The organism is Streptomyces sp. NPDC003379 (assembly GCF_053589195.1).
In genome coordinates, this window is sequence record NZ_JBSFRK010000009.1 from 33095 (window position 1) to 57877 (window position 24783).

The following is a 24783-nucleotide window of genomic DNA, read 5'->3' on the forward strand; positions in this document are numbered from 1 at the left end:
CGTCCCGCTGCGAGCCGCCGATCCAACGGCGGCTCCCCAGACGGGAGATCGGGGGTGCACTCGTGCGCGTTGCACTGCTTACGGAAGGTGGCTATCCGTATGTGAGTGGTGAGGGCCGACTGTGGTGCGACCGGCTCGTGCGCGGGCTCGGGCAGCACGAGTTCGACGTCTACGCGCTCAGCCGCGGTGAGCGGCAGGAGGCGCGGGGCTGGATCGAACTCCCGCCCCACGTCGCGCGGGTGCGCACGGCACCGCTGTGGTCCGTCGACGACGAGGCGCTGCGCGGCGCCGGGCCCCGCGGCGGGCGCGGCCGACGGGCGCGGCGGCGGTTCGCGGAGTGCTTCGGGGAGCTGGCCGATGTGGTGTGCCGGGGCGGGGCCGGTCGACCGGGCCCCCCGGGGGGCGGGAGCTGGGGTGATGGCGCTCCGGAGGCAGACTGCGGCGCTGTGGCGGACCGTTTCGCCAACGCGCTGTACGGACTGGCCGGACTCACCCGCGACGAGGGCGGCCTGGTCGCCGCCCTGCGCTCCGAGGCCGCCGTGCGGGCGCTGGAGAGCGCCTGCCGCGCACCCGGCGCACTGGGCGCGGTCCGCACCGCGCGGGTGGCCGACCTGCTCGTCGCCGCCGGGCTGATCGAGCGGGCACTGCGGCCGCTCTCCCTCGACTGGTACGAGGACGACGCGCTCGGCGCGGTCGACCTGTGCCACGCCACCTCCGGCGGGCCCGCGGCGGTGCCCGGGCTGCTCGCCAAGCACTTCGCGGGGGTCCCGTTCCTCCTGACCGAGTACGGCGTGCGGCTGCGCGCGCACCACCTCGCCGCGGGCGGCATGGACCTGAGCGCGCCGGCGCGCGCGCTGCTGGGCTCCTTCCACGGCCTCCTCGCCGCCGAGGTGTACGACCAGGCCGTCCTGATCACCCCCGGCAACACCCACGCCCGCCGCTGGCAGGAGCGCTGCGGCGCCGACCGGGCCAAGCTGCGCACGGTCCACCCCGGCATGGAGTCCGGCCGCTTCTCGGAGATCGGCGAGCGGGGCTACGACGACTGCGCCGCCGCCCCCGACACGCTCCTCTGGGTCGGCCGCATCGAACCCGCCAAGGACCTGATCTCCCTGCTCCACGCCTTCGCCGAGGTCCGCGGGGAGCGGCCGAAGGCGCGTCTGCGGATCGTCGGGGCGCCCGCCGAGGGGCGCGAGGCCCAGGACTATCTCGCGCACTGCCGGGTGCTGGCCGCGCAGCTCTTCCCGGACGAGGCGGAGGGGGCGTACGCCGTCGGTGACAACCCCGTCTCCTTCGAGGAGATCGGCGGGCCCGAGGTGCCGGAGCTCGCCGACGCGTATGCCGCGGGCGGCGTGGTGGTGCTCTCCAGCATCGTCGAGGGCTTCCCGATCAGCCTGGTCGAGGCCATGTTCTGCGGCCGCGCGACCGTCTCGACGGACGTGGGCGCGGTGGTGGAGGTCATAGGCGGGACGGGACTCGTCGTACCGCCGCGCAATCCGCGGGCGCTCGCGGAGGCGTGCGTGGCGCTCCTACGCGACCCCGCGCGCTGCGCACGCCTCGGCGCGGCGGCGCGGGCGCGGGCCCTGGAACTCTTCACCGTCGAGCAGAACGTCGCGGCATTTCGCGGCATTTATCTGGAGATCGTCTCCCACTGCCCGGTACGGCACGACGCAACGACCGACCCGGTCCCGTTCGCGACCCCGGCCGAGGCACACGTACCCGGACGGTGGGCGGCCGCGGCGAGCCCCACACCGGGCACGGAAGGCGGCGGAGTCCCGAGCTGGGCCGCGCCGGTCAAAGGGACGGACGCAAGGCAGCAGTTGAAGGGGGCGGCGGCCGTATGACGCGACAGGCGGGTGGTGCCGGGGCGGGTGCTGTGGACGTGGCACGGGCTACGGAGAGGGCCGATGCCGTGGATACGCCGCAGGCCTTAGGGAGCGCGGGCGCTGTGGACATCCCGCGGGCTGCGGGGGATGTACCCCGGGCGCCCGAGGGGGTGAGCGGATGGGACTCGCGGTCGGAGGAACTGCTGACGGACCCGGGGCTGCCGGGCCCTCCCGTGTGGGGACGGTCCATTCCTGGCTTCGGTGAGGGCGCTCTCCGTGGTGACGCGGGCGATGGCGACGAGGGCGACAGCGGATGGGACGCGGGCGGCCGCGGACGCGGGGGCGGCAGCCATGCCGGGGCGGGGGCGGCGGGCGTCGCTGGATGTGGGGGAGGGAGCGAGGGGGCCGGCGCGGGTGGCGCCGTCGGCGCCGCTGGAGACGGGGATGGTGGCAGCGGGGCCAGCGCTGCGGGGTGCGAGGACAGTGAGGTCGGCGCCGTTCGGAGCGGAGACGGCGATGAGGGCGGTGACGTCGGCGGTGACGTCGGCGTCGGCGGGCACGAAAGCCGTGAGCCCCACGCCGCCGGGCGCGAAAGCCACGAGTCCGGCGCCGCCGGGCGTGAAGGTCGGGAGTTCGGCGTCGCCGGGCGCGAAAGTCACGAGGGTGGCCTCGGGCGTGCGTGGGCGGGGTCGGTGGCGGGGAAGGCTGCGCGGCGTGGGAGTGGCGATCCCGTGAAAGTTCTTATGCATCGGCACCGTCGGCTGTGTGAGCGGGCCGTTGACCCGTTGGAGATCGCGGCGGGGCTGGAGGCGCACGGCGTGACCGACCGGGCCGCCGCGCGCTACCGGCACCGGGACGTGTTCGCCCTGGCCGAGGAGATGTACGCGCGCGTGCCGCGCGGTGAAGACGACGGCAGGCGTGGCACCTCCGGCGCCGGAACCGACGTACGCGGTGAGCCAGAAGTACCGCCCGGTTGGTCCCTGTTCGCGCTGCTGCCCGGCGCGGTGTGCGCGGCGGCCGTGGCCGGGCTCGGCCTGACCGCCGGGGGCACGCGGCTCGCGGTGGTGCTCGGCGGCGTGCTCGCCGTGGCCCTGGCGCTGCGGATCACCCTGCGGAACGGGCCGCTGCGCGCAGGCGCCCGCCCGACGTCCGCCACGCGCGCGTGGGCGTGCTGGCTCCTCGCGTACGCACTGCTGGGCGACGGCCTGCTGAGGGGCGCCGTCGCGGGCGGCCCCGACGAGCCGGGCGACCTCTGGGAGCCCGCCACCGCCGCCGTCCTCGGCCTCGCCCTCGCCGTCGCGCCCGCGGCCTGGTGCGCCCGGCTCTTCGCCGTACGGGCCAGGACGCGGCTCCGGACCAGCCGCGGACTCGACGACTTCACCGCCTCCGTAAGGCCCTTGCTGCTCGGCGTCGTCACCCTGTTCCTCGCCGCGCTCGGAGCGTCGCTCGCGACGGCGGACGCGGTAGCGGACGCGCTGGCCGCGGCGATCGGCACCCCCCGCGGCGCTCCCCCCGGCGCCCCCGCCGACACCTCGGCGCTCGCCGGGACCGGCGCGCTCGGCGCCCTGCTGCTGCTCGCCCGGCTGCTCGGCGTGTACGGCTTCAGGCGCGCCCCCGCCCTGCTGCTCGGCACCGCCGGAGCATGCGAAGTGGCGGCGCTGGTCACGGTCTTCGCGGGGCGTCTGCCGGGGTGCGGCGCGGCGGCGGCGCCCGTCACCGCGGCCGTCGACACCTGGGGCCCCGGCATCATCCCGGCCACCGCCTGCGGAGCCGCCGCCCTCGCCCTCCTGGTCCACGCGGCCAGGACCTTGACCCTGGCCTCGGCCCACGCCGGTCCCGGCGACGCGACGTGAGCCGCCGGCCGCAGGCCCACGAGACCACTCTCCCGCGGGGCCGACACCGCGGGCCTCATCCCCGTGACCCATGGCACCACCCTGAAGGAGAAAGACAGATGACCACCGGTAGTCGCCTCCGCCTCCGCGCGGCCACCCCGGGAGGCGCCCGATGAGGGTGCTGCTGATCGGAGCCAACGGATACCTCGGCCGGTTCGTCGCCGACCGACTGCTCGCCGACCCCGCGGTGCAACTCACCGCGCTCGGCCGCGGCGACGACTCGGACGTACGGTTCGACCTCGCCAGCGGCAGCCCCGGAGCGCTCACCCGCTTCCTGGACGCCGTGCACCCGGGCGTCGTCGTCAACTGCGCGGGCGCCACCCGAGGCGGCGCCCGCGAGCTGACCCGGCACAACACCGTCGCCGTCGCCACCATCTGCGAGGCCCTGCGCCGCAGCGGCTGCGGGGCACGGCTCGTGCAGCTGGGCTGCGGCGCCGAGTACGGGCCGAGCCAGCCGGGCTCCTCGACCGCCGAGGACGCAGTGCCGAGGCCCGGCGGGCCCTACGGCGTCAGCAAGCTGGCGGCGACCGAACTCGTGCTCGGCTCCGGCCTCGACGCCGTCGTCCTGCGGGTCTTCTCGCCCGCCGGGCCCGGCACACCCGCCGGGTCACCGCTCGGTCGGCTCGCGGAGGCCATGCGGCGCGCGATGCAGGCGGGGGACGGCGAGCTGAAGCTCGGCGGCCTCGGCGTGCAACGGGACTTCGTCGACGTACGCGACGTGGCGCGGGCCGTGCACGCCGCCTCGCTCTCCGCCGCCCAGGGCGTCGTGAACATCGGCGCGGGCCGTGCCGTACGGCTGCGCGACGCGGCCGCCGTGCTGGCCCGCGTCGCCGGGTACGGCGGCGCCCTGCACGAACTCGACCAGGTGCCCGTGCGGGCGGTCATCGGCCATCCCCGCGCCGAATCGGAGCACGGGGCCCCGGCCGCGTACCCCTACCCGGACGGCTGCGGCAGCTGGCAGCAGGCCGACGTGCGCACCGCGCGCGACCGGCTCGGCTGGCGGCCCCGCATCAACCTCGAAGAGTCACTCGCCGACATCTGGATGGAGGCCGCATGCCGCATCTGACCAGGACCACGAGGGGGGTCGCGAGCACCGACGTACGCATCGGGTTCGGCATCCCGGGCCTCGCGCACCCCCTCGTCGCCCCCGACGAGTGGGCCGAACTCACCAGGCCCGGCACCCCTTTGAAGTGGGTTGTCCTGAATGTCGCGAACGGTGCGGGAGAGCGGCCCGACCCGCACTGCCTGCAAGCGGCGGGACGCCTCCGGAACGCGGGCGTCCGCGTGCTCGGCCACCTCGACGCGAAGTACGGCGTCCGCCCCTTCGGGGAACTCGTCTCCGACGCGCACCGTTACCTCGACTGGTACCAGGTCGACGGCTTCTCGCTGGACCGCTGCCCCACGGAGCGGGCCGCGCTCCCGGAGGTGCGCAGAACCGTCACCACGCTGCGCGCGCTCGTCGGCGACGCCCACATCGTGCTCGGCCACGGAACGCATCCGTATCCCGGATACGCCGAAACGGGCGACCAGTTGGTGACCTTCGCCGGGCCCTGGAGCGACTACCGCTGGTCGCAGGTGGCCGAGTGGACCGCCGACCACCCGCCCGAGCGCTTCTGCCACTTCGTGCACGGCGTGCCGCGCGGACACCTGGAGGAGGCGCTGCGCATCGCCCGCTGGCAGGGCGCCTCGACGATCTACTTCACCGACCGCGTGGACGGGGGTGGTCCGGGCGACCCCTGGGAGACCATGCCCGCGTACTGGGACGAAATCGTCTCGCGTATCGGAACGGGTGTCTCGGAATGAAGAAGGGCGTGGCAGTGTTACGGAGAGAACAACCGTACGTAGGAACCGACCAACGGAGTCCCCGTGTCGCTGCCACCCCTGGTCGAGCCCGCATCTGAGCTCACCGTCGACGAGGTCCGCCGGTACTCCCGCCACCTGATCATCCCGGATGTCGGGATGGACGGGCAGAAGCGGCTGAAGAACGCCAAGGTGCTGTGTGTCGGCGCCGGTGGCCTCGGGTCCCCGGCGCTGATGTACCTCGCCGCGGCCGGTGTCGGCACCCTCGGCATCGTCGAGTTCGACGAGGTCGACGAGTCCAATCTCCAGCGGCAGATCATCCACAGCCAGGCGGACATCGGCCGCTCGAAGGCGGAGTCCGCGAAGGACTCGGTCGTCGGCATCAACCCGTACGTGAACGTGGTCCTGCACGAGGAGCGGCTCGAGGCCGACAACGTGATGGACATCTTCAGCCAGTACGACCTGATCGTCGACGGCACGGACAACTTCGCGACGCGCTACCTGGTCAACGACGCGTGCGTGCTCCTCAACAAGCCCTACGTCTGGGGTTCGATCTACCGTTTCGACGGCCAGGCGTCGGTCTTCTGGAGCGAGCACGGCCCGTGCTACCGCTGCCTCTACCCGGAGCCCCCGCCGCCCGGCATGGTGCCCTCCTGCGCCGAGGGCGGCGTGCTCGGCGTGCTGTGCGCGTCGATCGGCTCCATCCAGGTCAACGAGGCCATCAAGCTCCTCGCGGGCATCGGTGAGCCGCTGGTCGGCCGCCTGATGATCTACGACGCCCTGGAGATGCAGTACCGCCAGGTCAAGGTCCGCAAGGACCCCGACTGCGCGGTCTGCGGCGAGAACCCCACCGTCACCGAACTCATCGACTACGAGGCCTTCTGCGGCGTCGTGTCCGAGGAGGCCCAGGAGGCGGCGGCCGGTGCGACGATCACTCCCAAGCAGCTCAAGGAGTGGATCGACGAGGGCGAGAACATCGAGATCATCGATGTCCGGGAGATCAACGAGTACGAGATCGTCTCGATCCCCGGCGCCAAGCTGATCCCCAAGAACGAGTTCCTCATGGGCACCGCCCTGGAGAGCCTCCCGCAGGACAAGAAGATTGTCTTGCACTGCAAGACGGGTGTCCGCAGTGCGGAAGTCCTCGCCGTCCTGAAGTCGGCGGGCTTCTCGGACGCGGTGCACGTGGGCGGCGGCGTGATCGGCTGGGTCCACCAGATCGAGCCCGACAAGCCGGTGTACTGACCCAACCTGCTGGGAAAGCCCCGCTCACCTTCGGTGAGCGGGGCTTTTCTCATGAGCAGACCGTGCCGTCCTTCGGGACGGTGCCGTCCAGCAGATAGCCGTCGACCGCGTCGTCGACGCAGTCGCTGCCGTTGCCGTACGCGCCGTGGCCCTCGCCCTTCCAGGTCATGTGGACGCCGACGCCCTTGCCGAGCTCGTCCGCCATCTTGCGGGCGCCCTCGTAGGGAGTGGCCGGGTCGCCGGTGTTGCCGATGACCAGGATCGGGGCGGCGCCCGGCGCGCTCACCTCGGGGGAGTCGTGCTGGCCGGCCACGGGCCAGTCGTAGCACCAGCCCGCCGTGTCCCAGCCGAGGAACCCTCCGAAGACCGGCGAGATCTCCCGGAACCGGTCCAGGCGCTTCTTGGCCTCCTCCGGAGTGGAGCGCTCCTTGCTGTCCAGGCAGGAGATCGCCCGCTGCGAGTGGCTCTGGGTGCTGTAGCGCCCGGAGGGATCGCGCTCGTTGTAGGCGTCGGCGAGCTGGAGCAGCGCCGTGCCGTCGCCCTTCTCGGCGTCCTCCAGGCCGCGGGTGAGCGCGGGCCAGCTCTGCTTGCTGTACAGCGTGACCAGGACGCCCGTGCTCGCCAGGGACTCGGTCAGCTTGCGGTCGCCGGAGGTGCGCATCGGCTCGCGGTCCACGCGCTCAAGGAGCTCCGCCACCTTCTTGGACCCCGCCTCGGGGTCCTCGCCGCGGGACTTGAAGTAGTTGTCCAGGGCGCGCTGGAAGCCTCGCGCCTGGTTCTCCGCGTGGCCGACCGAGTCCGCGCCGGGGTCGACGACCGCGTCCATGGCGAGGCGGCCGACGCGCTGGGGGAACAGGTGCGCGTACGTACCACCGAGCTCGGTGCCGTACGAGACGCCCATGTAGTGCAGCTTGTCGTCGCCGAGGACCTGGCGCATGAGGTCCATGTCGCGGGCGGCTTCGGCGGTCGACACATGCCCGATGAGCTTCTTCGCGCCGCGTGCGCAGCCCGCGCCGAAGTCCGCCGCGTCCTTGAAGTACGCCTTCTCCTCGGCCGGGGTGTCCGGCGTGAGGTCGACCTTCTCCTCGGCGGCCTGCGTGGTCCTGTCGTCGCGGCAGCGCAGGCCCTCGCTGGCCCCGACCCCGCGCGGGTCGAAGCTCACCAGGTCGTACCGCTCGCGCAGCGTGTCGTACATGTCGGCGAAGGACGGCAGGCCGGAGACGCCCGAGCCGCCGGGCCCGCCGAAGTTGAAGACGAGGGAGCCGATGCGGTCGCCCTTGCCGGTGGACTTGGCGCGGATCAGGGCGATGCCGATGGTCTCGCCGTCCGGCTCCGCGTAGTCCAAGGGCACCTTGAGCGTGGCGCACTGCCAGCCGGAGCCCGGCGCGGTGCCGCCCTCGGGAGCCTTGCAGCCACCCCAGTCCAGCTTCTGCGCGGCGAGGCCCTGGCCGGCGCCCTTCCCGTCGCTCTTCCCGCTTCTGTCGCCGCTCTTGTCGTCGTCGGAAGAACCACCGCAACCGACGGCGAGCCCCGCCACCAGAACCCCTGCGGCGGCCAGTGCCGCTGACCGTACGAAACGCTGCATGAAGGCGCTTCCCCCCTTGGAAGACAGTCAAGCCATAGTAGGCGGGGCCACTGACAGCGACTTGGGTGGGTTTGCCGGGCTCGGCCGTCAGGAGCAGCCTCCGGCAGGAGCAGACTCGTCAGGAGCAGACGGTCCCCGCCTTCGGGACCGTGCCGTCGAGCAGATAGCCGTCCACCGCGTCGCGCACGCACGTGTTCTTGCTGTCGTACGCCCCGTGCCCCTGGCCCTTGTACGTCAGCTCGACACCGACGCCCTCCCCGAGCGCCCGCGCCATCTTGCGCGCGCCCTCGTAAGGAGTGGCCGGGTCGCCGGTGTTGCCGATGACGACGATGGGCGGCGCGCCGTCGGCGCCGACGTCCGGGTGGTCGGCCTGGCCCTCGACCGGCCAGTCGGTGCAGCCGACCATGCCCCACGCCAGGTAGTCGCCGAACAGCGGTGACGCCTTCCGGAAGTCGGGCAGCTTCTCTTCGACGTACTGCGTGGAGTAACGCGCCTTGTCGTCCGCGCAGTTGATGGAGACGTTGGCGGCCTGGATGTTGCTGTACTCGCCGTCCTCGTTGCGCCCGTTCATCGAGTCCGAGAGCGCCATCAGGATCCTGCCGTCACCGTCGTACGCCTCTTCGAGGCCCTGGGTGAGATAGGGCCAGAAGTCCTTGGAGTACAGGGACTGCGCGATGCCGTTGGTGGCGGCGGTCTGGGTCAGCTCGCGGGGCGGGAGGCCGCGGATCGGCTTGCGGTCCAGGTCCTGGAGCAGCTTCGCGATCCTGTCCTTGACGTCCTGCTCCGTGTCGCCGATCGGGCAGTCCGTGATCTTGGAGGTGCAGTCCTTCGCGAAGTTGTCGAGAGCGAGCTGGAAGCCCTCGGCCTGGCCGAGGGAGCCCTCCTCGGCGTTCTGGGTGGGGTCGACGACCGCGTCGAAGACGGCCCGCCCCACCTTCTTCGGGAACAGGTGTGCGTACACGCCGCCGAGTTCGGTGCCGTACGAGATGCCGAAGTAGTGCAGCTTGTCGTCGCCGAGCACCTGGCGCATCAGATCCATGTCGCGGGCCGCGTCGGTGGTGCGGACGTGGGGGAGCGTCTTGCCGGAGTTCTTCTCGCAGGCGCCGTTGAAGGCCTTGACGCTGTCGACCAGCTTCTTGCGCTCGGTGTCGTCGTCGGGCGTGGAGTCCTGCTGGAAGTAGGCGTCGAGCTGTTCGTCGTCCTCGCACTCGATCCCCGCGCTGCGGCCGACGCCGCGCGGGTCGAAGCTCACCAGGTCGTAGCGCGTGCGCAGCTTGGCGTACTCCGAACCGAAGGCGGGCAGCGTGGTGACGCCGGAGCCGCCGGGGCCGCCGAAGTTGAAGACGAGGGAGCCGATGCGGTCGCCCTTGCCGCCGCTCGCGGCCGCCTTGATCAACGCGATGCCGATCGTGTCGCCCTCCGGCTTCGACCAGTCGAGGGGCGCCTTCATGGTGGCGCACTGCCATGCGGCGCCGCCGGGCAGCGGGGAGGGCGCGTCACCCCCGCCTTCGGAGGCGGCGGGCGCGGGGCAGTCCTTCCAGCTCAGCTTCTGAGCCGACAGGTCCTCCTCGTCCTTGGAGTCACCGCCGCCGCACGCCGCGAGGGTGGCGGACAGAAGCAGGGTGGCGGCGGCCAGGACGCCGGGGCGTGGCGGGGGCTGTGAGGGCATGTGCCCATCCTGCGGGGGGTCCTGACGGGACGCTCGGGGCGCGGGCCGTGCGGGTGAGAGGGGCCGTCTGCTCCGGCTCGACGGCGCTCCGAAGGGGCGCGGGGAACTGCGCGCCGGCCAGGACGCTCCCGCGGACGACACACCGCCCTCCAGATGACGCACTGCCCCTCCCGGCGGAGCGTTAAAGCAGCCCCTTCCTTGTGAGGTGGTTGAAGAACAGCCACCCCGGAAGCACCGGAAGCCACAGCGTCAGAAGCCGGTAGAGCAGCACCGCGGGAGCCGCCACGTCCTTGGGGACGCCGACCGCGATCAGACCGAAGGTCAACGTCGCCTCCACGGCGCCCACACCGCCGGGCGTCGGCGCCGCCGACCCCAGCGCGTTGCCCGCGAGGAAGACCACCGCGACGCTCGCGAGGCTCAGCGAGGTCATCTGTTCGTTGCCGAAGGCCCGCACCGAAGCGTCGAGACAGAGTACGAACATCAGGGTCAGCAGCAGCATCCCGCCGATGCCGGTGAGCAGCTTCTGCGGGCGCTGCAGCACGTCCAGCATGCGCGGTACGACACCCGCGAAAAGCGACCGCACGCGCGTGACGACGAATTTCCGCAGGAACGGGATGGCCGTCACCACGAGCACGAGCACCGCGACCGAGAGAAGGCCGGCGATGACCGTGCGGGACGGCGTGAACGACGGTGTCTTCTCCGTCCCCGTCAGATAGCCGAAGACGAGCAGCAGCAGGATGTGCGAGCCAAGACCGAACAGCTGCGAGGCCCCGACGCTCGCCACCGCGAGCCCGGAGCGCACCCCGGAGCGCTGCAGGAAGCGCGTGTTCAGCGCGACACCGCCGACCGCGGCGGGCGCCACGATCTTCACGAACGACCCGGCGACCTGCGCCGCCACCGCTCGCAGGAACGGCACCCGCTCCGGTACGAAGCCCAGCAGGCTCATCGCCGCGGCGAAGTAGCTCAGCGCGGAGAACCCGACGGCGGCGGCCACCCAGCCCCACTCGGCCTCCTGGAAGAGCGTGCCGAACTCGACGTGGGTGAGCTGCGACAGCAGGAAGTACGCGCCGATGGCACCGGCGATGAAACTGATCAGCGTGCGGGGCCTGATCCGTTCGAGCTGCGCCGGCTCGACGGGCGCCGTCGGACGGATGAGCAGCACCTGGTGGCGGATCTGGGTGAGCAGATCCTCCTCGCGCGCCTGCTCCAGAGCCTCGTCTATGGCCTGCTTCTCGGCCTGCCGCTCCTGCTTGGCGGCCTGCTTCACCTGCTTCTGGGCCTGCTTGTCCGTACGTACGCCTTCGGCGACCTCCTCGGACACCTCCGCGCGCACGGCCTGTCTGGACCTGCGGGAGGCCTCCAGGACCGCCTCACGCTCGCGCTGCGACCGCTCGCGCGCCAGCTTGCGCAGGGTGGCACGGGTGGAGCGGGTGAGGGCGATCGGCTGGAGCAGCGGCAGACAGTCGGCCACCGCGTCCGGGCCGAGGATCTCGACGGCGGCGGCGACCGCGCGCTCGGCGCCCACCCGCAGCCCGAGGGCGGTCAGGAGCTGGGCGATGTCCATCCGCAGGACCAGGTCGCCCGCGGCGATCTCGCCGCCGCGCAGGTCGGTGAGGATGACGGTGCCGGAACGATCCACCAGTACCGCGTCGCCCGCGAGTCTGCGGTGCGCGATGCGCCGGGACTGCAGCGCCCGCACCTGCCGCCAGGCCTCGCACAGCAGTTCGTCGGTGATGGAGTCGTCCGGCAGGGAGTCCAGGGAGCGGCCGCCCGTGTGCTCGTAGACGAGCATCACCGCGTCGGGGCCCAGCTCCGAGGTGGCGATGAGTTTCGGCGCGTTGGCCCCGGCGGCGATCGCCGCGTAGGCGAGGAGGGCCTCCTGTTCCAGGGCCTGGCGCAACGACTGCAGACTGCGCCGCTGGGTGATGCCGCGCAGCGTCAGCCTGCGCCAGACGCGGTAGAAGAAGCCCTGCGCCTGTTGTTCACGGTCGATGACCGTGACGTCCAGGGGTGCGCCGTCCTCCATGGTGACGAAGTAGCGGCGGCCGCGGTCGCCGTGCTCGCTGTCCGGGGACTCCTCGCGGGAGGCGCTCACGGGGCGGAAACCGACGTGCCGCAGGCCTGCCAGCAGCGTCTGGCCAGTGGGTCGTACGTTGGGCGAGCCGACCGCGTAGAGCGTGCCGTACGCCACGGTCCAGCCGATGAGCACCGTCAGGAGGATCGAGAACGGCGTCGTGTAGCCGGTGACCAGCATCGTGAACGCGTCGAGCAGCAGTACCACGAAGAGCACCAGGCGCCAGCGCGGTCTGCGGGACATGCCGACAGCGGTCATGTACGCGATGACGGGCGCGAGGTAGCCGTGCACCGGGTCGGTGAACGCGTGGAGGTCCGCGGGGGACGGCTTGGTGAGCGCGTCCTGGATGGAGCCCGGGGCGGCCTTGGCGACCCAGAGGTCGGTGGCCAGCGTCACGCCGTGCGCGAGGACGGCCGCCAGGACGCCGTCGGCGATGCGCAGGCCGTCCCGTTTGATCAGCCGTTCGATCGCGAACGCGACGGGGACGAGCAGCACGCCGATGCTGGCGACGAGACCCGCCACCTTGATCAGCAGGTCGGGCGCCTGGTCCGTGCCCTTGTCGATGTCCTGTTCGAGCCCGGACGTCGTGCCGTGCGCGAACGCGGCGATCGCGAGGAGCACGACGATCGCGAGGATGCCGACGAGCAGCCGCATGAGGTCGGAGGGGCGGTGCACGCGCGCGGAGAGCAGCGGTTCGTCGCGCTCCACACGGTCGGCGTGCGCGCCGCTGTCGCCACAGTCGTCGGGGTCGAAGCTGTCGTCGCCGGGCTTGTCGTTGTCGCTCTTGACGCTCTTGACGCTCTTGTCGGTCTTCAGGGCGGGCTCACCGGTGTCCGGGTGTGACTCGGACGCAGAGGTGCCCGCCTTCTCATCGGGATGCACGCCCTGCTGCTCCGTCGTCTCTTCTTGATCTCGTATCACCAGTCACCGCCCGCACGATGGTGGCATGCCGGGTCGCTACAGGGAGGCATCAGGGGGCAACGCAAGGACGCGAAGTGGTCACGAAACGACACTTTGCGCCCTGTCGGCAGCCCCACGGGACGCTCCGCGGCGGGCCCGTCACGGTGTCGGTGGGGTACGGCAGGATGGTCCGGATGAGCGAGGAGAGCGGAGTGCGACAGGTGCCGCCCGACGATGCGGAGCAGGCGCTTCCGGAGTACGCGGAGCGGGTCCTCGACGTCGCGGAACTGATCCCTCCGGGGCGTGTGATGACGTACGGAGACGTCGCCGAGTGGCTGGAGGAAGGCGGCCCGCGCCAGGTGGGGCGGGTGATGGCCCTCTACGGAGGAGGCGTTCCGTGGTGGCGCGTCGTGCGCTCCGACGGGGTCCTGCTGCCGGGCCACGAACTGCGTGCCCTGGAGCGCTACCGCGAAGAGGACACCCCTTTGCGGCAGCCTTCGCGCGCCGCCCAGGGGCATGTGCCGAAGCTCGACATGCGGCGGGCGCGGTGGGACGGGTGTGACATACGTGACGGGCGCGTCCTGCGCGACCTGCGCGATGCGTGTGAGGTGCGTGACATGCCGGGCGCGGTGGACTCGGCGGGCGTGGTGTCGGCTCGTGCCGTGAGCGTCACGCGGAGTACCGGGAGCGCCGGGGGCAGATCGGTGGACGCAGGGGCCGAGGGAGGCTCGGGGGACCGCGGCGGCGCGGGAGGCGACGCCGCTGGTGACGCTCGCCCGCAGGCTCCGGAGGCTCACATCTGACAGCTTCCGCCATCGGGCGGCCCGGCGGAGACCCGGTGGCCCGTCCGGGGGAAGCCCCGCGTCCCCCGTGCTCACTGGCGTAGCGTCGACAGCACGCGCCCCCGTCATACCGCGGCCACTTTTCGACCAGCACACCCACCAGGACCGGCGACCCACGTGAGCTCCCCTTCTTCCGCCCGGCACATCCGGCACCCGTCGCACCCTCAGGTACGACAGGGGACCCCGGGTGCCTACCGGCTGGTGCGCACCCCGCCGGCTCCGTTGGAGCCCCCTCGCTTGGACGCAGGTCAGCGCGCGGTGGTTGACCACCGGGGTGGACCGCTCCTCGTCCTGGCGGGGCCGGGCACCGGTAAGACCACCACGCTCGTGGAGGCCGTCGCCGCGCGCGTGGCCCGGGGCGCGGACCCCGCCCGGCTGCTGGTCCTCACCTTCAGCCGCAAGGCCGCGGTCGAGCTGCGCGACCGCATGGCGCTGCGCATAGGGGCGGCGCGCGCCCCGCAGGCCACGACGTTCCACTCGTTCTGCTACGCCCTCGTCAGGGCCCATCAGGACGCCGACCTGTTCGTCGAACCGCTGCGGCTCCTGTCGGGTCCCGAACAGGACGTGGCGGTACGTGAGCTGCTCGCGGGCCAGATCGACCTAGCGAAGGAAGGCCGCGGGCACGTCCGCTGGCCGGACGAACTGCGGGCCTGCCTCACCACCCGCGGCTTCGCCGACGAGGTGCGCGCGGTGCTCGCCCGCAGCCGCGAGCTGGGCCTGGGCCCGGCCGCCCTAGACGCCTTCGCCCGCCGCAGCGGCCGGCCCGACTGGGGGGCGGCGGCGGCCTTCCTCGCCGAGTACCTGGACGTACTCGACCTGCAAGGAGTGCTCGACTACGCGGAACTGGTGCACCGTGCGGTACTGCTCGCGCGCCGCCCCGAGGTGGCGCGGGCGCTGGGCGCGCAGTACGACGCCGTCTTCGTGGACGAGTACCAGGACACCGACCCGGCACAGGTACGGCTGCTGCACGCGCTCTCCGGGGGCGGCCGGACACTCGTCGCCTTCGGAGACCCCGACCAGTCGATCTACACCTTCCGGGGCGCCGATGTGAACGGCATCCTGGAGTTCCCGTACGACTTCCCGCGCGCGGACGGCACCCCGGCGCCGGTCGAGGTCCTGACGACGTCCCGCAGGTCGGGCGCGCGGCTGCTCGCGGCCACCCGGCTGCTCACCCGCCGCATGCCGCTGACCAGACTGCCCGCGGAGAAGGTGCGGGCCCACCGGGAGCTGACGCCGGTCAGGGACGGCGGCGGGGTCGAGGTGTACACGTACCCGACGGCCGGTACGGAACTCGACAACATCGCGGACATCCTGCGCCGCGCACACCTGGAGGACGGCGTCCCCTGGGGCGACATGGCGGTCCTGGTGCGCGCCGGCGCCCGCACGATCCCCGCGGTCCGCCGCAGCCTCAGCGCGGCGGGCGTCCCCCTGGAGATCGACGGCGACGACATCGCCCTCCGCCATGAGCCCGCGGTGACGCCGCTGTTGACGGCGCTTCGAGTGGTGGCCATGGCGGTGATCTCGGAGACGCCGGATGTGGAAGCGGGTTTCGAGACGTCGGATTCCGAGACGTCGGATTCCGAGACGTCCGGTTCCGAGACGTCCGGTTCGGAGACCGAGGCGGACGCGGAGACCGAGCGCCCGTCCACTGCCGAAGCGATGCCCGAAGCCGACGCGGACGCCGACGCCACCGATACCGACGCCACCGATACCGACGACGCAGATACAGAAGCGGGCGCCGACACACAAGCGGGCGCCGACACAGAAGCGGCCACGGACGTGACCGCCGACACCGTCGTCCCCTCCTGGCTCGACACCGAGACCGCGCTGACCCTCCTGACCTCCCCCCTGGCCGGGATGGACGCCGCCGACCTGCGCCGTCTCGGCCGCGCCCTGCGCGAGGAGGAGCGCGCGGCGGGCAACCACCTGCCGCCGCCCTCGGACCAGCTGCTGGCCCGTGCCCTCGCCGAGCCGGAGCGGCTCGTCGCGCACGACCCCACGTACGCCCGGGGAGCCCAGCGGCTCGGCGCGCTGCTCCGCAAGGCCCGTGAGCGCCTCGCGGGCGGCGGCACGGCCGAAGAGGCCCTGTGGGAGCTGTGGGACGGCACACCGTGGCCTGGACGCCTTGAACGCGCCGCGCGTCGCGGGGGAGCGGCAGGACGCAACGCCGACCGCGACCTGGACGCGGTGTGCGCGCTGTTCGCCGCCGCGGCCCGCGCCGAGGAGCGCATCGGCGGCCGTGGCGCGCTCAACTTCCTGGAGGAGACCGAGGCGCAGGACATCGCCGCGGACACGCTCACGCGCCGCACGGCGCGCCCCGACGCCGTGCGCCTGATGACCGCACACCGCTCCAAGGGCCTTGAGTGGCGCCTCGTCGTGGTCGCGGGCGTCCAGGAAGGACTCTGGCCCGACCTGCGCCGCCGAGGCTCCCTCCTGGAAGCGGACCGCATCGGCCGCGACGGTCTCGCCGAGCCGCTCACCCCCGGAGCGCTCCTCTCCGAAGAGCGGCGCCTTTTCTACGTGGCGGCCACGCGCGCGCGTGAACGCCTCATAGTGACCGCGGTGAAGGCGCCCGCGGACGACGGCGACCAGCCCTCCCGCTTCCTCACCGAACTGGGCGTCGAGCCCAAGGACGTGACGGGCCGCCCCCGCCGCCCCCTGTCCGTCGCGGCGCTCGTCGCCGAGCTGCGCGCCACCACCGTCGACCCGCGCGTCTCGGACACCCTGCGCGAGGCCGCGGCCCAGCGCCTGGCGCGCCTCGCCGCGCTCAGCGACGGCGACGGCCGTCCCCTGGTGCCGTCCGCGCACCCCTACCGCTGGTGGGGCATGTACGAGCCGACGGTGAGCGAAGTCCCCCTGAGGGACCGCGACAAGCCCGTCGTGCTCTCCGGAAGCGCCCTGGACCAGCTCGCCAACACCTGCTCCCTGCAGTGGTTCCTGGGCCGCGAGGTGAAGGCGGACGCGCCCGCGACCGCCGCGCAGGGCTTCGGCAACGTAGTGCATGTCCTGGCCGACGAGGTGGCCTCCGGACGCACCCCCGCCGACCTCGCCGTCCTCATGGAGCGCCTCGACTCGGTGTGGGACGCGCTCGCTTTCGACGCCCCGTGGAAGTCGGCACAGGAGAAGGAGCACGCGCGCGTGGCGCTCGAACGCTTCCTTCAGTGGCACGTCGACTCCAACGGCGCCCGGGGGAGCCGTACACCCGTCGCCAGCGAGCACGGCTTCGACGTGACCCTCGAAGCGGGGCCCTACGAAGTACGCGTACGAGGCTCGATGGACCGCGTCGAACAGGACGCGGAAGGCCGTGCCTACGTAGTGGACTTCAAGACCGGCAAGCAGGCCCCGACCGCCGCCGAGGTCGCCCGCCATCCGCAGCTCGCCGTCTACCAGCTGGCGGTCCGCGAAGGCGCCGCCGACGAGGCCTTCGGAGGGGTGCGTCCCGAACCGGGCGGCGCGGAACTGGTGCAGCTGCGCCAGGGCGCCGCCAAGAAGAACGGCGGCGACACCCTCCCCAAGGTGCAGGCCCAGGAACCCCTCTCCGGAGAGTGGATCGGCGACCTCCTCGCGACGGCCGCGGGCAAGGTGCTCGACGAGCGCTTCACGCCCACCGCGGGCCAGCACTGCACGCACTGCGCCTTCCGCGCCTCGTGCAGCGCGCGCCCGGAGGGCCGCCACGTCGTGGAATGACTCGTTCCGCCCCACCAGTGGCGATTGTCACGACGAGCCACCCGCAGGCACAGCACCCTCCCCAGCAATCTAAAGTCTCCGTAAAGACATGCTGTGCACCGGCTGGCGGTGCACCCTTTTCGAGGAGATACGCGCATATGGCAGCCAATAGGAAGCTCCTGGCAGTGGCCGCGGCCTGCGCCGCCGCCGTCATCGGTGTGGCGGGCTGCGGCAGCGAGGGCGACAAGGACCCCTTTGAGGGCATGAGCGCCGACAAGATCGCCGACAAGGCTTCCAAGGCTTCCAAGGACGCGGGCTCCTTCTCGATGAAGGGCCAGGTGAAGCAGGGCGGCGAGGTGAGCGACATCGAGTTCGCCGTCGCCGAGTCCGGGGACTGCAAGGGCACGATGGGCTCGTCGAAGAAGGGCACCGCCGACTTCCTCGCCTCCGGGAAGTTCTCGTACGTCAAGGCCGACGACAAGTTCTGGGAGGGCCAGGGCGGTGGCGCCACGGCCGAGCTCCTCAAGGGCCGTTGGGTGAAGACACCGAACAACAAGGGCGCGAGCCCCTGCAACCCGGACGACATGTTCAAGTCCGACAACCTCAAGAAGCTGAAGCGAGGGGACGACTCCGAGGTCGCGGGCAAGAAGGCCGCCGTCCTCACCCGCAAGAAGGGCTCCGAGACCACCACCTTCTACGTGGCCATGGAGGGCAAGCCCTACTTCCTGAAGGTCGTGAACAAGGGCGGCGACGGCCCGGGCACGGTGACCTTCAGCGACTACGGCAAGGCCGTCGACGTCAAGGCCCCGCCGGCCAGTGAGGTCGTGGACCCGGACAAGCTCTCGTCCGGTTCCTGACACCTTCCTGACGGATCCTGATCCCACGCACCCCATGAGCGCGCGGTGGCCGCTCGCATCCGGGCCCGCCCCGGTTGTCAGTGGCCACCGCTAGCCTCTCTGACGTGCCACCTCGTATCACCGACCCCGAGCAGCTCAAGGAGCTCCTGGGGATCCCGTTCACCCCGGAGCAGACGGCGTGCATCACCGCGCCGCCCGCCCCGCAGGTGATCGTGGCCGGAGCCGGCTCCGGCAAGACGACGGTGATGGCGGCGCGCGTGGTCTGGCTGGTCGGCACCGGCCAGGTCGCCCCCGAACAGGTCCTCGGACTGACGTTCACGAACAAGGCCGCGGGCGAGCTCGCCGAGCGCGTGCGCCAGGCGCTGATCAAGGCCGGGGTCACCGACCCGGAGGCCGTGGACCCGGACAATCCGCCGGGCGAGCCGGTCATCTCCACGTACCACGCCTTCGCGGGCCGCCTCCTGACCGACCACGGCCTGCGCATCGGCCTGGAGCCGGCCTCCCGCCTCCTCGCCGATGCCACCCGTTTCCAGCTCGCCGCACGCGTGCTGCGCGAGGCCCCCGGGCCCTATCCCGCGCTGACCCGGTCCTTCCCCGACCTCGTCAGCGACCTCCTCGCCCTCGACAGCGAGCTCGCGGAGCATCTCGTACACCCCGAGAGACTCCGCGCGTACGACACCGAACTGCTGCGCGCCCTGGACGGCGCGAAGCTCTCCAACGCCGATCTGCGCAAGATCCCGGAGACGGCGGCGGCCCGCCTGGAGCTGGCCGAGCTCGTCGGCGGGTACCGCGCGGCCAAGCGCTCACGCGACCTCCTCGACTTCGGCGACCAGATCGCCCTCTCCGCGACGCTCGCCCGCACCCGCGCGGAGGTCGGCGAGATCCTGCGGGACGAGTTCCGCGTCGTACTCCTCGACGAGTACCAGGACACGTCGGTGGCCCAGCGCATCCTCCTGTCCGGCCTGTTCGGTGGCGGCACGGGCCACCCGGTGACCGCGGTCGGCGACCCCTGCCAGGCAATCTACGGCTGGCGCGGCGCCTCGGTGGCCAACCTCGACGACTTCCCCGAGCACTTCTCGTACGCCGACGGGCGCCCCGCCACGCGCCACGCGCTCAGCGAGAACCGCCGCAGCGGCGGCCGCCTCCTGGAGCTGGCCAACGGCCTCGCGGAGCCCCTGCGCGCGATGCACGCGGGCGTGGAGGCACTGCGGCCCGCGCCCGGCGCCGAGCGCGACGGACTGGTGCGCTGCGCCCTGCTGCGCACGCACGCCGAGGAGATCGACTGGCTCGCCGACTCGATCGCCCACCTCGTCCGCACCGGCAAGGCCCCCGGTGAGATCGCCGTCCTGTGCCGCACGGCGACCGACTTCGCGGAGATCCAGGCCGCGCTCGTCGCCCGCGACATCCCGGTGGAGGTCGTCGGCCTCTCCGGGCTGCTCCACCTCCCGGAGGTCGCCGACCTCGTCGCCGTCTGCGAGGTCCTCCAGGACCCGGGGGCGAACGCCTCCCTGGTGCGGCTGCTCACGGGACCGCGCTGGCGGATCGGCGCCCGCGACCTCGCCCTCCTGGGCCGCTGCGCCCGCCTTCTCGTACGCCCCGGGCACACCGCCCCCGACGACCCCGACCGGCGCCTCGCCGAGGCCGTCGAGGGGGTCGACCCTGCCGAGGTGATATCGCTCGCGGACGCCCTGGACACCTTCCTGGAGTCGCCCCTCGACCCGGGCGACGCCTCCGGAAGGGACGACGGACTGCCCTTCTCGGCGGACGCCAGGGTGCGTTTCGCCCGGCTCGCCGCCGAGCTGCGCGAGCTGCGCCGGTCGCTGTCCGACCCGCTGATGGACGTACTGCACCGCGTGCTCGCCGTGACCGGCCTGGAGGTGGAGCTCTCCGCGTCGCCGGGCGCCCTGGCGGCCCGCCGCCGCGAGACCCTCTCGAACTTCCTGGACGTCGCCGCGTCCTTCGCCGCGAACGACAACGGCGCGACGCTGCTCGCCTTCCTCGGCTTCCTGCGCACCGCCGCGCAGTACGAGAAGGGCCTCGACAACGCCCTGCCGGGCGGCGAGAACACCGTCAAGGTGCTCACCGCCCACAAGTCCAAGGGCCTGGAGTGGGACGTCGTCGCCGTCCCCGGCCTGGTCAACGGAGTCTTCCCGAGCGCACAGGGCCGCGAGAAGTGGACCGCCCAGGCCAAGGTCGTCCCGCACGAACTGCGCGGCGACGCGGCCACCCTGCCCGACATCGACGCGTGGGACGCCAAGGGCATGAAGGCCTTCCACGAAGCCATGAAGGACCACCAGCGCACCGAGGAACTCCGCCTCGGGTACGTCACGTTCACCCGCCCCCGCTCCCTGCTCCTGGGCTCGGGCCACTGGTGGGGCCCTTCCCAGAAGAAGCCGCGCGGCCCCTCGGGCTTCCTGTGGGCCCTGCACGACCACTGCGCGGCGGGCCACGGCGAGACAGAGGTCTGGGCGGACGAACCGGCCGAGGACGAGGAGAACCCCGCCCTGGGCGAGGTGACCGCCGACCAGGCGTGGCCGCTCCCGCTGGACGACGACTCCCTGGCCCGCCGCCGCGCCGCCGCCAGGACCGTCCTCGACCACCTGGAGCGCCTCACGGGTGAGGGCGCACAGGAGCCGGCCCGCTCCCACGAACAGGCCCACCCTTCGGCGTACGACGATGTTCCCCCGGCGGACGACCCGGAGTGGCCGCCCCCTCCCGAGGACGAAGACGTCCCCTACGAAGAGGCTGCCTACGAGGGCGCTCCTTACGGAGACGCCGACTTCCCCGACGCCGACCCGGCGGACTGGGACTCCCTGGCGACGGAGCGCCCGACGATCCCGCACCCCGCGGACGCCCCCGAGGCGGAAAGCGGCCCCCAGCCCGGGACCGCCACGTCCGGCCACGCACGCGTGCCGCTCCCCGCACAGCCCTCCGAAGCGCGCCCGCACCCCGCCGAGCGCCACCGCGTCGCGGACACTCGCCTCACCCCCGAGGAGCTCCGCACCCTCGCCTCCTGGGACCGTGACCTGGACGCCCTCACCGGGGAGCTCCTGCATGCCCGCGAGGCCGTCAGGGACATCCCCGTGCCGCCGTCGCTCACCGCGTCCGAGCTGATGCGCCTGGCCGCCGACCCCGACGGCTTCGCCATGGACCTCGCCCGGCCCATGCCCCGCCCACCGCAGCCGGCAGCCCGCCGCGGCACCCGCTTCCACGCCTGGGTCGAGTCCCGCTTCGAAGAGCTCACGCTGCCGATGCTCGCCCCCGAGGACCTGCCCGGCGGCGGCCCGGACGAGGCGGAGATCGCCGACGAGCGCGACCTGGAAGCCCTCAAGGAAGCCTTCGAGCGCACGGAGTACGCCCGCCGCACGCCCCACCGTGTCGAGGTGCCCTTCCAGTTCGTCATCGCCAACCGTGTGATCCGGGGGCGCATCGACGCCGTCTACAAGGAAGGTGACGGAGACGACACGACGTACGAGATCGTCGACTGGAAGACCAGCCGCACCCACAGCGCCGACCCCCTCCAGCTCGCCGTCTACCGTCTCGCCTGGGCCGAACAGCAAGGCGTCCCTCCAGAGGCGGTGAAGGCCGCCTTCCTGTATGTGCGCAGCGGGGAGACCGCCCGCCCCAGGGACCTCCCGGGCCGCGCCGATCTCGAACGCCTCCTGCTCGGAGAACCGCCGCACGAGGCCACCTCGGATGGCGGATAGGCTCGTGACCATGAGCGAGACACCGGACAGCGCCGTCCGTACGTACATCGAGGACCACCGTGCCGCCTTCCTGAAGGACCTCGCGGAGTGGCTGCGCATCCCGTCCGTGTCGGCGCAGCCCGACCACGCCGGGGACGTGCGCCGCAGCGCCGAGTGGCTCGCCGCCCAGCTCAAGGAGACCGGCTTCCCGACCGCGGAGGTCTGGCAGACCCCGGGAGCGCCCGCCGTCTTCGCCGAGTGGCCCTCGGGCGACCCGCAGGCCCCCACCGTCCTCGTCTACGGCCACCACGACGTCCAGCCCGCGGCCCGCGAGGACGGCTGGAACACCGACCCCTTCGAGCCCGTCGTCCAGGGGAACCGCCTCCACGCGCGCGGGGCGGCCGACGACAAGGGCCAGGTTTTCTTCCACACCCTCGGGGTCCGCGCCCACCTCGCCGCCACGGGCCGCACCGCCCCGGCGGTGAACCTGAAGCTGCTCATCGAGGGCGAGGAGGAGTCCGGCTCCCCGCACTTCCGCGAGCTCATCGAGGCCCACAAGGACCGCATCGCCGCCGACGCGGTGATCGTCTCCGACACCGGCATGTGGTCGCAGGACACCCCGACCGTCTGCACCGGCATGCGCGGCCTCGCGGAGTGCGAGATCGTGCTGCACGGCCCCGACCAGGACATCCACTCCGGCTCCTTCGGCGGCGCGGTCCCGAACCCCGCCACCGAGGTCGCCCGCCTGGTCGCCGCCCTCCACGACGAGCACGCGCGCGTGGCGATCCCCGGCTTCTACGAAGGCATCACGGAACTCACCGACCGGGAGCGCGAACTCTTCGCCGAGCTGCCCTTCGACGAGGAGCGCTGGCTGCGTACGGCCAAGTCGCACGCCACTCACGGAGAGGCGGGGTACACCACCCTGGAGCGCGTCTGGGCCCGCCCCACCGCCGAGGTCAACGGCATCGGCGGCGGCTATCAGGGAGCGGGCAGCAAGACGGTCGTTCCGTCGTCCGCCCTGGTGAAGCTCTCGTTCCGGCTGGTCGCCGGCCAGGACCTGGAGCACGTGGAGAACGCCGTGCGAGCCTGGGCCGCCGATCGCATCCCCGCCGGAATCCGCCACACCGTCACCTTCAGCCCCGGCACCCGCCCGTGTCTGACCCCGCTGGACCACCCGGCCCTGCAGTCCGTGGTCCGCGCGATGGGCCGCGCCTTCGAGCAGCCGATCCGCTTCACGCGCGAGGGCGGCTCAGGACCGGCGGCCGACCTCCAGGACGTCCTCGCCGCACCCGTGCTCTTCCTCGGCATCTCCGTCCCGTCCGACGGCTGGCACGCGCCGAACGAGAAGGTCGAGATCGATCTGCTCCTCAAGGGTGTGGAGACGACCGCCTACCTGTGGGGCGACCTCGCGGAGAACTGGCGCGATGCACACTGACAGTCCCCGGAACGCCGAGCACGTCCTGCCGCACGCCCTGCTGAGCCACCCATTCCATCGGGGGAGTTGGAAGCACCTGTGACCACCTGGACCGACCGCACCGCAGACCGCCCCGTCTCGCTGACCGCGCCGAGCGGCATCGACCGCGCGGCCCACCACCGCATGGACGAGGCGTGGCTCGCCGCAGCCTGGAGCCACCCGACGACGCGGGTCTTCGTCGTGTCCGGCGGTCAGGTGCTCATCGACGAGACCCCCGAGGGCCGCACCGAGCTGGTGACGACCCCGTCCTTCGAGGCGCCGCTCACCGAGGAGCACCGCTACTTCCTGGGCACGGACGACGACGGCGTCAGCTACTTCGCGCTCCAGAAGGACACCCTGCCGGGCCGCATGGACCAGTCGGCGCGCCCCGCCGGACTGCGCGAGGCGGGGCTGCTGCTCTCACCCCGCGACGCGGGCCTGATGGTGCACGCCGTGGCCCTGGAGAACTGGCAGCGCCTGCACCGCTTCTGCTCGCGCTGCGGCGAGCGCACCGTCATCGCCGCCGCGGGCCACATCCGCCGCTGCCAGGCGTGCGGCGCCGAGCACTACCCGCGCACGGACCCCGCCGTGATCATGGCGGTCAGGGACAGCGAGGACCGCATCCTCCTCGGCCGCCAGGTGCACTGGCCCGAAGGGCGCTTCTCGACCCTCGCGGGCTTCGTCGAGCCGGGAGAGTCCATCGAGCAGTCGGTGCGGCGCGAGGTCTTCGAGGAGGCGGGTGTCACGGTCGGCGACGTCGAGTACGTCGCGAGCCAGCCGTGGCCGTTCCCCTCCAGCCTGATGCTGGGCTTCATGGCCGACGCGACCTCTTCGGAGATCAACGTCGACGGTGAGGAGATCCACGAGGCCCGCTGGTTCTCCCGGGAAGACCTGCGGGCCGCATTCGAGTCCGGGGAGGTCCTGCCTCCCTTCGGCATCTCGATTGCGGCCCGGCTGATCGAGCTCTGGTACGGCAAGCCCCTGCCGAAGCCGGGGACCGTGGGCTGAGCCCTTCCGGCTCCGTCCCTCAGACGGCCAGCTTCTGCTTGACCTGGGCCAGCGAGGGGTTCGTGAGCGTCGAGCCGTCCGGGAAGAGAACGGTGGGAACCGTCTGGTTTCCGCCGTTCGCCTTCTCGACGAAGGCCGCCGAGTCGGGGTCCTGCTCGATGTTGATCTCGGTGTACGCGATGCCCTCGCGGTCCATCTGGCCCTTGAGGCGTCGGCAGTAGCCGCACCACGTGGTGCTGTACATCGTCACAGTGCCCGGCATGTCTCTTGTGCTCCTTCGTCG

15 protein-coding genes and 1 pseudogene are annotated in these 24783 nt (G+C 72.4%); 11 read left to right on the forward strand and 5 right to left on the reverse strand.

Going from position 1 to position 24783, the window contains the following annotated elements; genetic code table 11:
- Positions 1-62 precede the first annotated feature (62 nt).
- Positions 63-1841, forward strand: coding sequence for a DUF3492 domain-containing protein (locus ACWDVB_RS10680; RefSeq protein WP_451512657.1), 1779 nt, complete (start codon positions 63-65; stop codon positions 1839-1841).
- Between the two features lie 86 nt (positions 1842-1927).
- On the opposite strand, the gene ACWDVB_RS10685 is transcribed toward ACWDVB_RS10680, so the two are convergent.
- Positions 1928-2482, reverse strand: a complete 555-nt coding sequence (locus ACWDVB_RS10685; protein ID WP_451512658.1) for a hypothetical protein — start codon at positions 2480-2482, stop codon at positions 1928-1930.
- Between the two features lie 84 nt (positions 2483-2566).
- On the opposite strand from ACWDVB_RS10685, the gene ACWDVB_RS10690 reads away from it, so the two are divergent.
- From ACWDVB_RS10690 to moeZ, 4 genes are all read left to right on the forward strand, one after another.
- Positions 2567-3676, forward strand: coding sequence for a hypothetical protein (locus ACWDVB_RS10690; RefSeq protein ID WP_451512659.1), 1110 nt, complete (start codon positions 2567-2569; stop codon positions 3674-3676).
- A 151-nt stretch (positions 3677-3827) separates the two neighbouring features.
- On the forward strand, positions 3828-4781 hold the full coding sequence (locus ACWDVB_RS10695) for an NAD-dependent epimerase/dehydratase family protein (RefSeq protein ID WP_451512660.1): 954 nt from the start codon (positions 3828-3830) through the stop codon (positions 4779-4781).
- Positions 4769-5518: a spherulation-specific family 4 protein gene (locus ACWDVB_RS10700; protein WP_451512661.1), complete on the forward strand. Its 750-nt coding sequence runs from the start codon at positions 4769-4771 to the stop codon at positions 5516-5518. The genes ACWDVB_RS10695 and ACWDVB_RS10700 overlap by 13 nt, the downstream gene beginning before the upstream one ends.
- A 63-nt stretch (positions 5519-5581) precedes the next feature.
- Entirely contained in the window at positions 5582-6760 is a 1179-nt protein-coding gene (gene moeZ / locus ACWDVB_RS10705) for an adenylyltransferase/sulfurtransferase MoeZ (RefSeq protein WP_451512662.1), read from the forward strand.
- Between the two features lie 49 nt (positions 6761-6809).
- On the opposite strand, the gene ACWDVB_RS10710 is transcribed toward moeZ, so the two are convergent.
- From ACWDVB_RS10710 to ACWDVB_RS10720, 3 genes are all read right to left on the reverse strand, one after another.
- Positions 6810-8345, reverse strand: coding sequence for an alpha/beta hydrolase (locus ACWDVB_RS10710; protein WP_451512663.1), 1536 nt, complete (start codon positions 8343-8345; stop codon positions 6810-6812).
- 118 nt (positions 8346-8463) lie between these two features.
- Entirely contained in the window at positions 8464-10014 is a 1551-nt protein-coding gene (locus tag ACWDVB_RS10715) for an alpha/beta hydrolase (RefSeq protein WP_451512664.1), read from the reverse strand.
- A gap of 181 nt (positions 10015-10195) precedes the next feature.
- Positions 10196-12970, reverse strand: coding sequence for a lysylphosphatidylglycerol synthase domain-containing protein (locus ACWDVB_RS10720; RefSeq protein WP_451512665.1), 2775 nt, complete (start codon positions 12968-12970; stop codon positions 10196-10198).
- Between the two features lie 212 nt (positions 12971-13182).
- On the opposite strand from ACWDVB_RS10720, the pseudogene ACWDVB_RS10725 reads away from it, so the two are divergent.
- From ACWDVB_RS10725 to nudC, 6 genes and pseudogenes are all read left to right on the forward strand, one after another.
- Positions 13183-13545 (forward strand): annotated as a pseudogene (locus ACWDVB_RS10725) (MGMT family protein); the annotation flags it as partial.
- A gap of 402 nt (positions 13546-13947) precedes the next feature.
- Positions 13948-17517, forward strand: a complete 3570-nt coding sequence (locus ACWDVB_RS10730) for an ATP-dependent helicase (protein WP_451512666.1) — start codon at positions 13948-13950, stop codon at positions 17515-17517.
- Between the two features lie 137 nt (positions 17518-17654).
- Positions 17655-18353: a hypothetical protein gene (locus ACWDVB_RS10735; RefSeq protein ID WP_451512667.1), complete on the forward strand. Its 699-nt coding sequence runs from the start codon at positions 17655-17657 to the stop codon at positions 18351-18353.
- Between the two features lie 104 nt (positions 18354-18457).
- Complete coding sequence (locus tag ACWDVB_RS10740) at positions 18458-22060, forward strand: UvrD-helicase domain-containing protein (RefSeq protein WP_451512668.1); 3603 nt, start codon at positions 18458-18460, stop codon at positions 22058-22060.
- Positions 22061-22070: 10 nt separating this feature from the next.
- Positions 22071-23474 carry a dipeptidase gene (locus ACWDVB_RS10745; RefSeq protein ID WP_451512669.1) on the forward strand — a complete coding sequence of 468 codons (1404 nt, stop codon included), beginning with the start codon at positions 22071-22073 and terminating at the stop codon, positions 23472-23474.
- A gap of 78 nt (positions 23475-23552) precedes the next feature.
- Positions 23553-24500 carry an NAD(+) diphosphatase gene (gene nudC / locus ACWDVB_RS10750; RefSeq protein WP_451512670.1) on the forward strand — a complete coding sequence of 316 codons (948 nt, stop codon included), beginning with the start codon at positions 23553-23555 and terminating at the stop codon, positions 24498-24500.
- A gap of 19 nt (positions 24501-24519) precedes the next feature.
- Here the strand turns inward: nudC and ACWDVB_RS10755 are convergent, their stop codons facing one another.
- A complete protein-coding gene (locus ACWDVB_RS10755) occupies positions 24520-24762 on the reverse strand; it encodes a mycoredoxin (protein WP_451512671.1) in 243 nt (80 codons plus the stop codon).
- Positions 24763-24783: the final 21 nt, after the last annotated feature.

Coding starts and splice junctions, on each gene's coding strand:
- ACWDVB_RS10690 (WP_451512659.1), top strand. CDS start 2,567: ATGCATCGGCACCGTCGGCTGTGTGAGCGGGCCGTTGACCCGTTGGAG.
- ACWDVB_RS10695 (WP_451512660.1), top strand. CDS start 3,828: ATGAGGGTGCTGCTGATCGGAGCCAACGGATACCTCGGCCGGTTCGTC.
- ACWDVB_RS10700 (WP_451512661.1), top strand. CDS start 4,769: ATGCCGCATCTGACCAGGACCACGAGGGGGGTCGCGAGCACCGACGTA.
- ACWDVB_RS10710 (WP_451512663.1), bottom strand. CDS start 8,345: ATGCAGCGTTTCGTACGGTCAGCGGCACTGGCCGCCGCAGGGGTTCTG.
- ACWDVB_RS10715 (WP_451512664.1), bottom strand. CDS start 10,014: ATGCCCTCACAGCCCCCGCCACGCCCCGGCGTCCTGGCCGCCGCCACC.
- ACWDVB_RS10735 (WP_451512667.1), top strand. CDS start 17,655: ATGGCAGCCAATAGGAAGCTCCTGGCAGTGGCCGCGGCCTGCGCCGCC.
- ACWDVB_RS10745 (WP_451512669.1), top strand. CDS start 22,071: ATGAGCGAGACACCGGACAGCGCCGTCCGTACGTACATCGAGGACCAC.
- ACWDVB_RS10755 (WP_451512671.1), bottom strand. CDS start 24,762: ATGCCGGGCACTGTGACGATGTACAGCACCACGTGGTGCGGCTACTGC.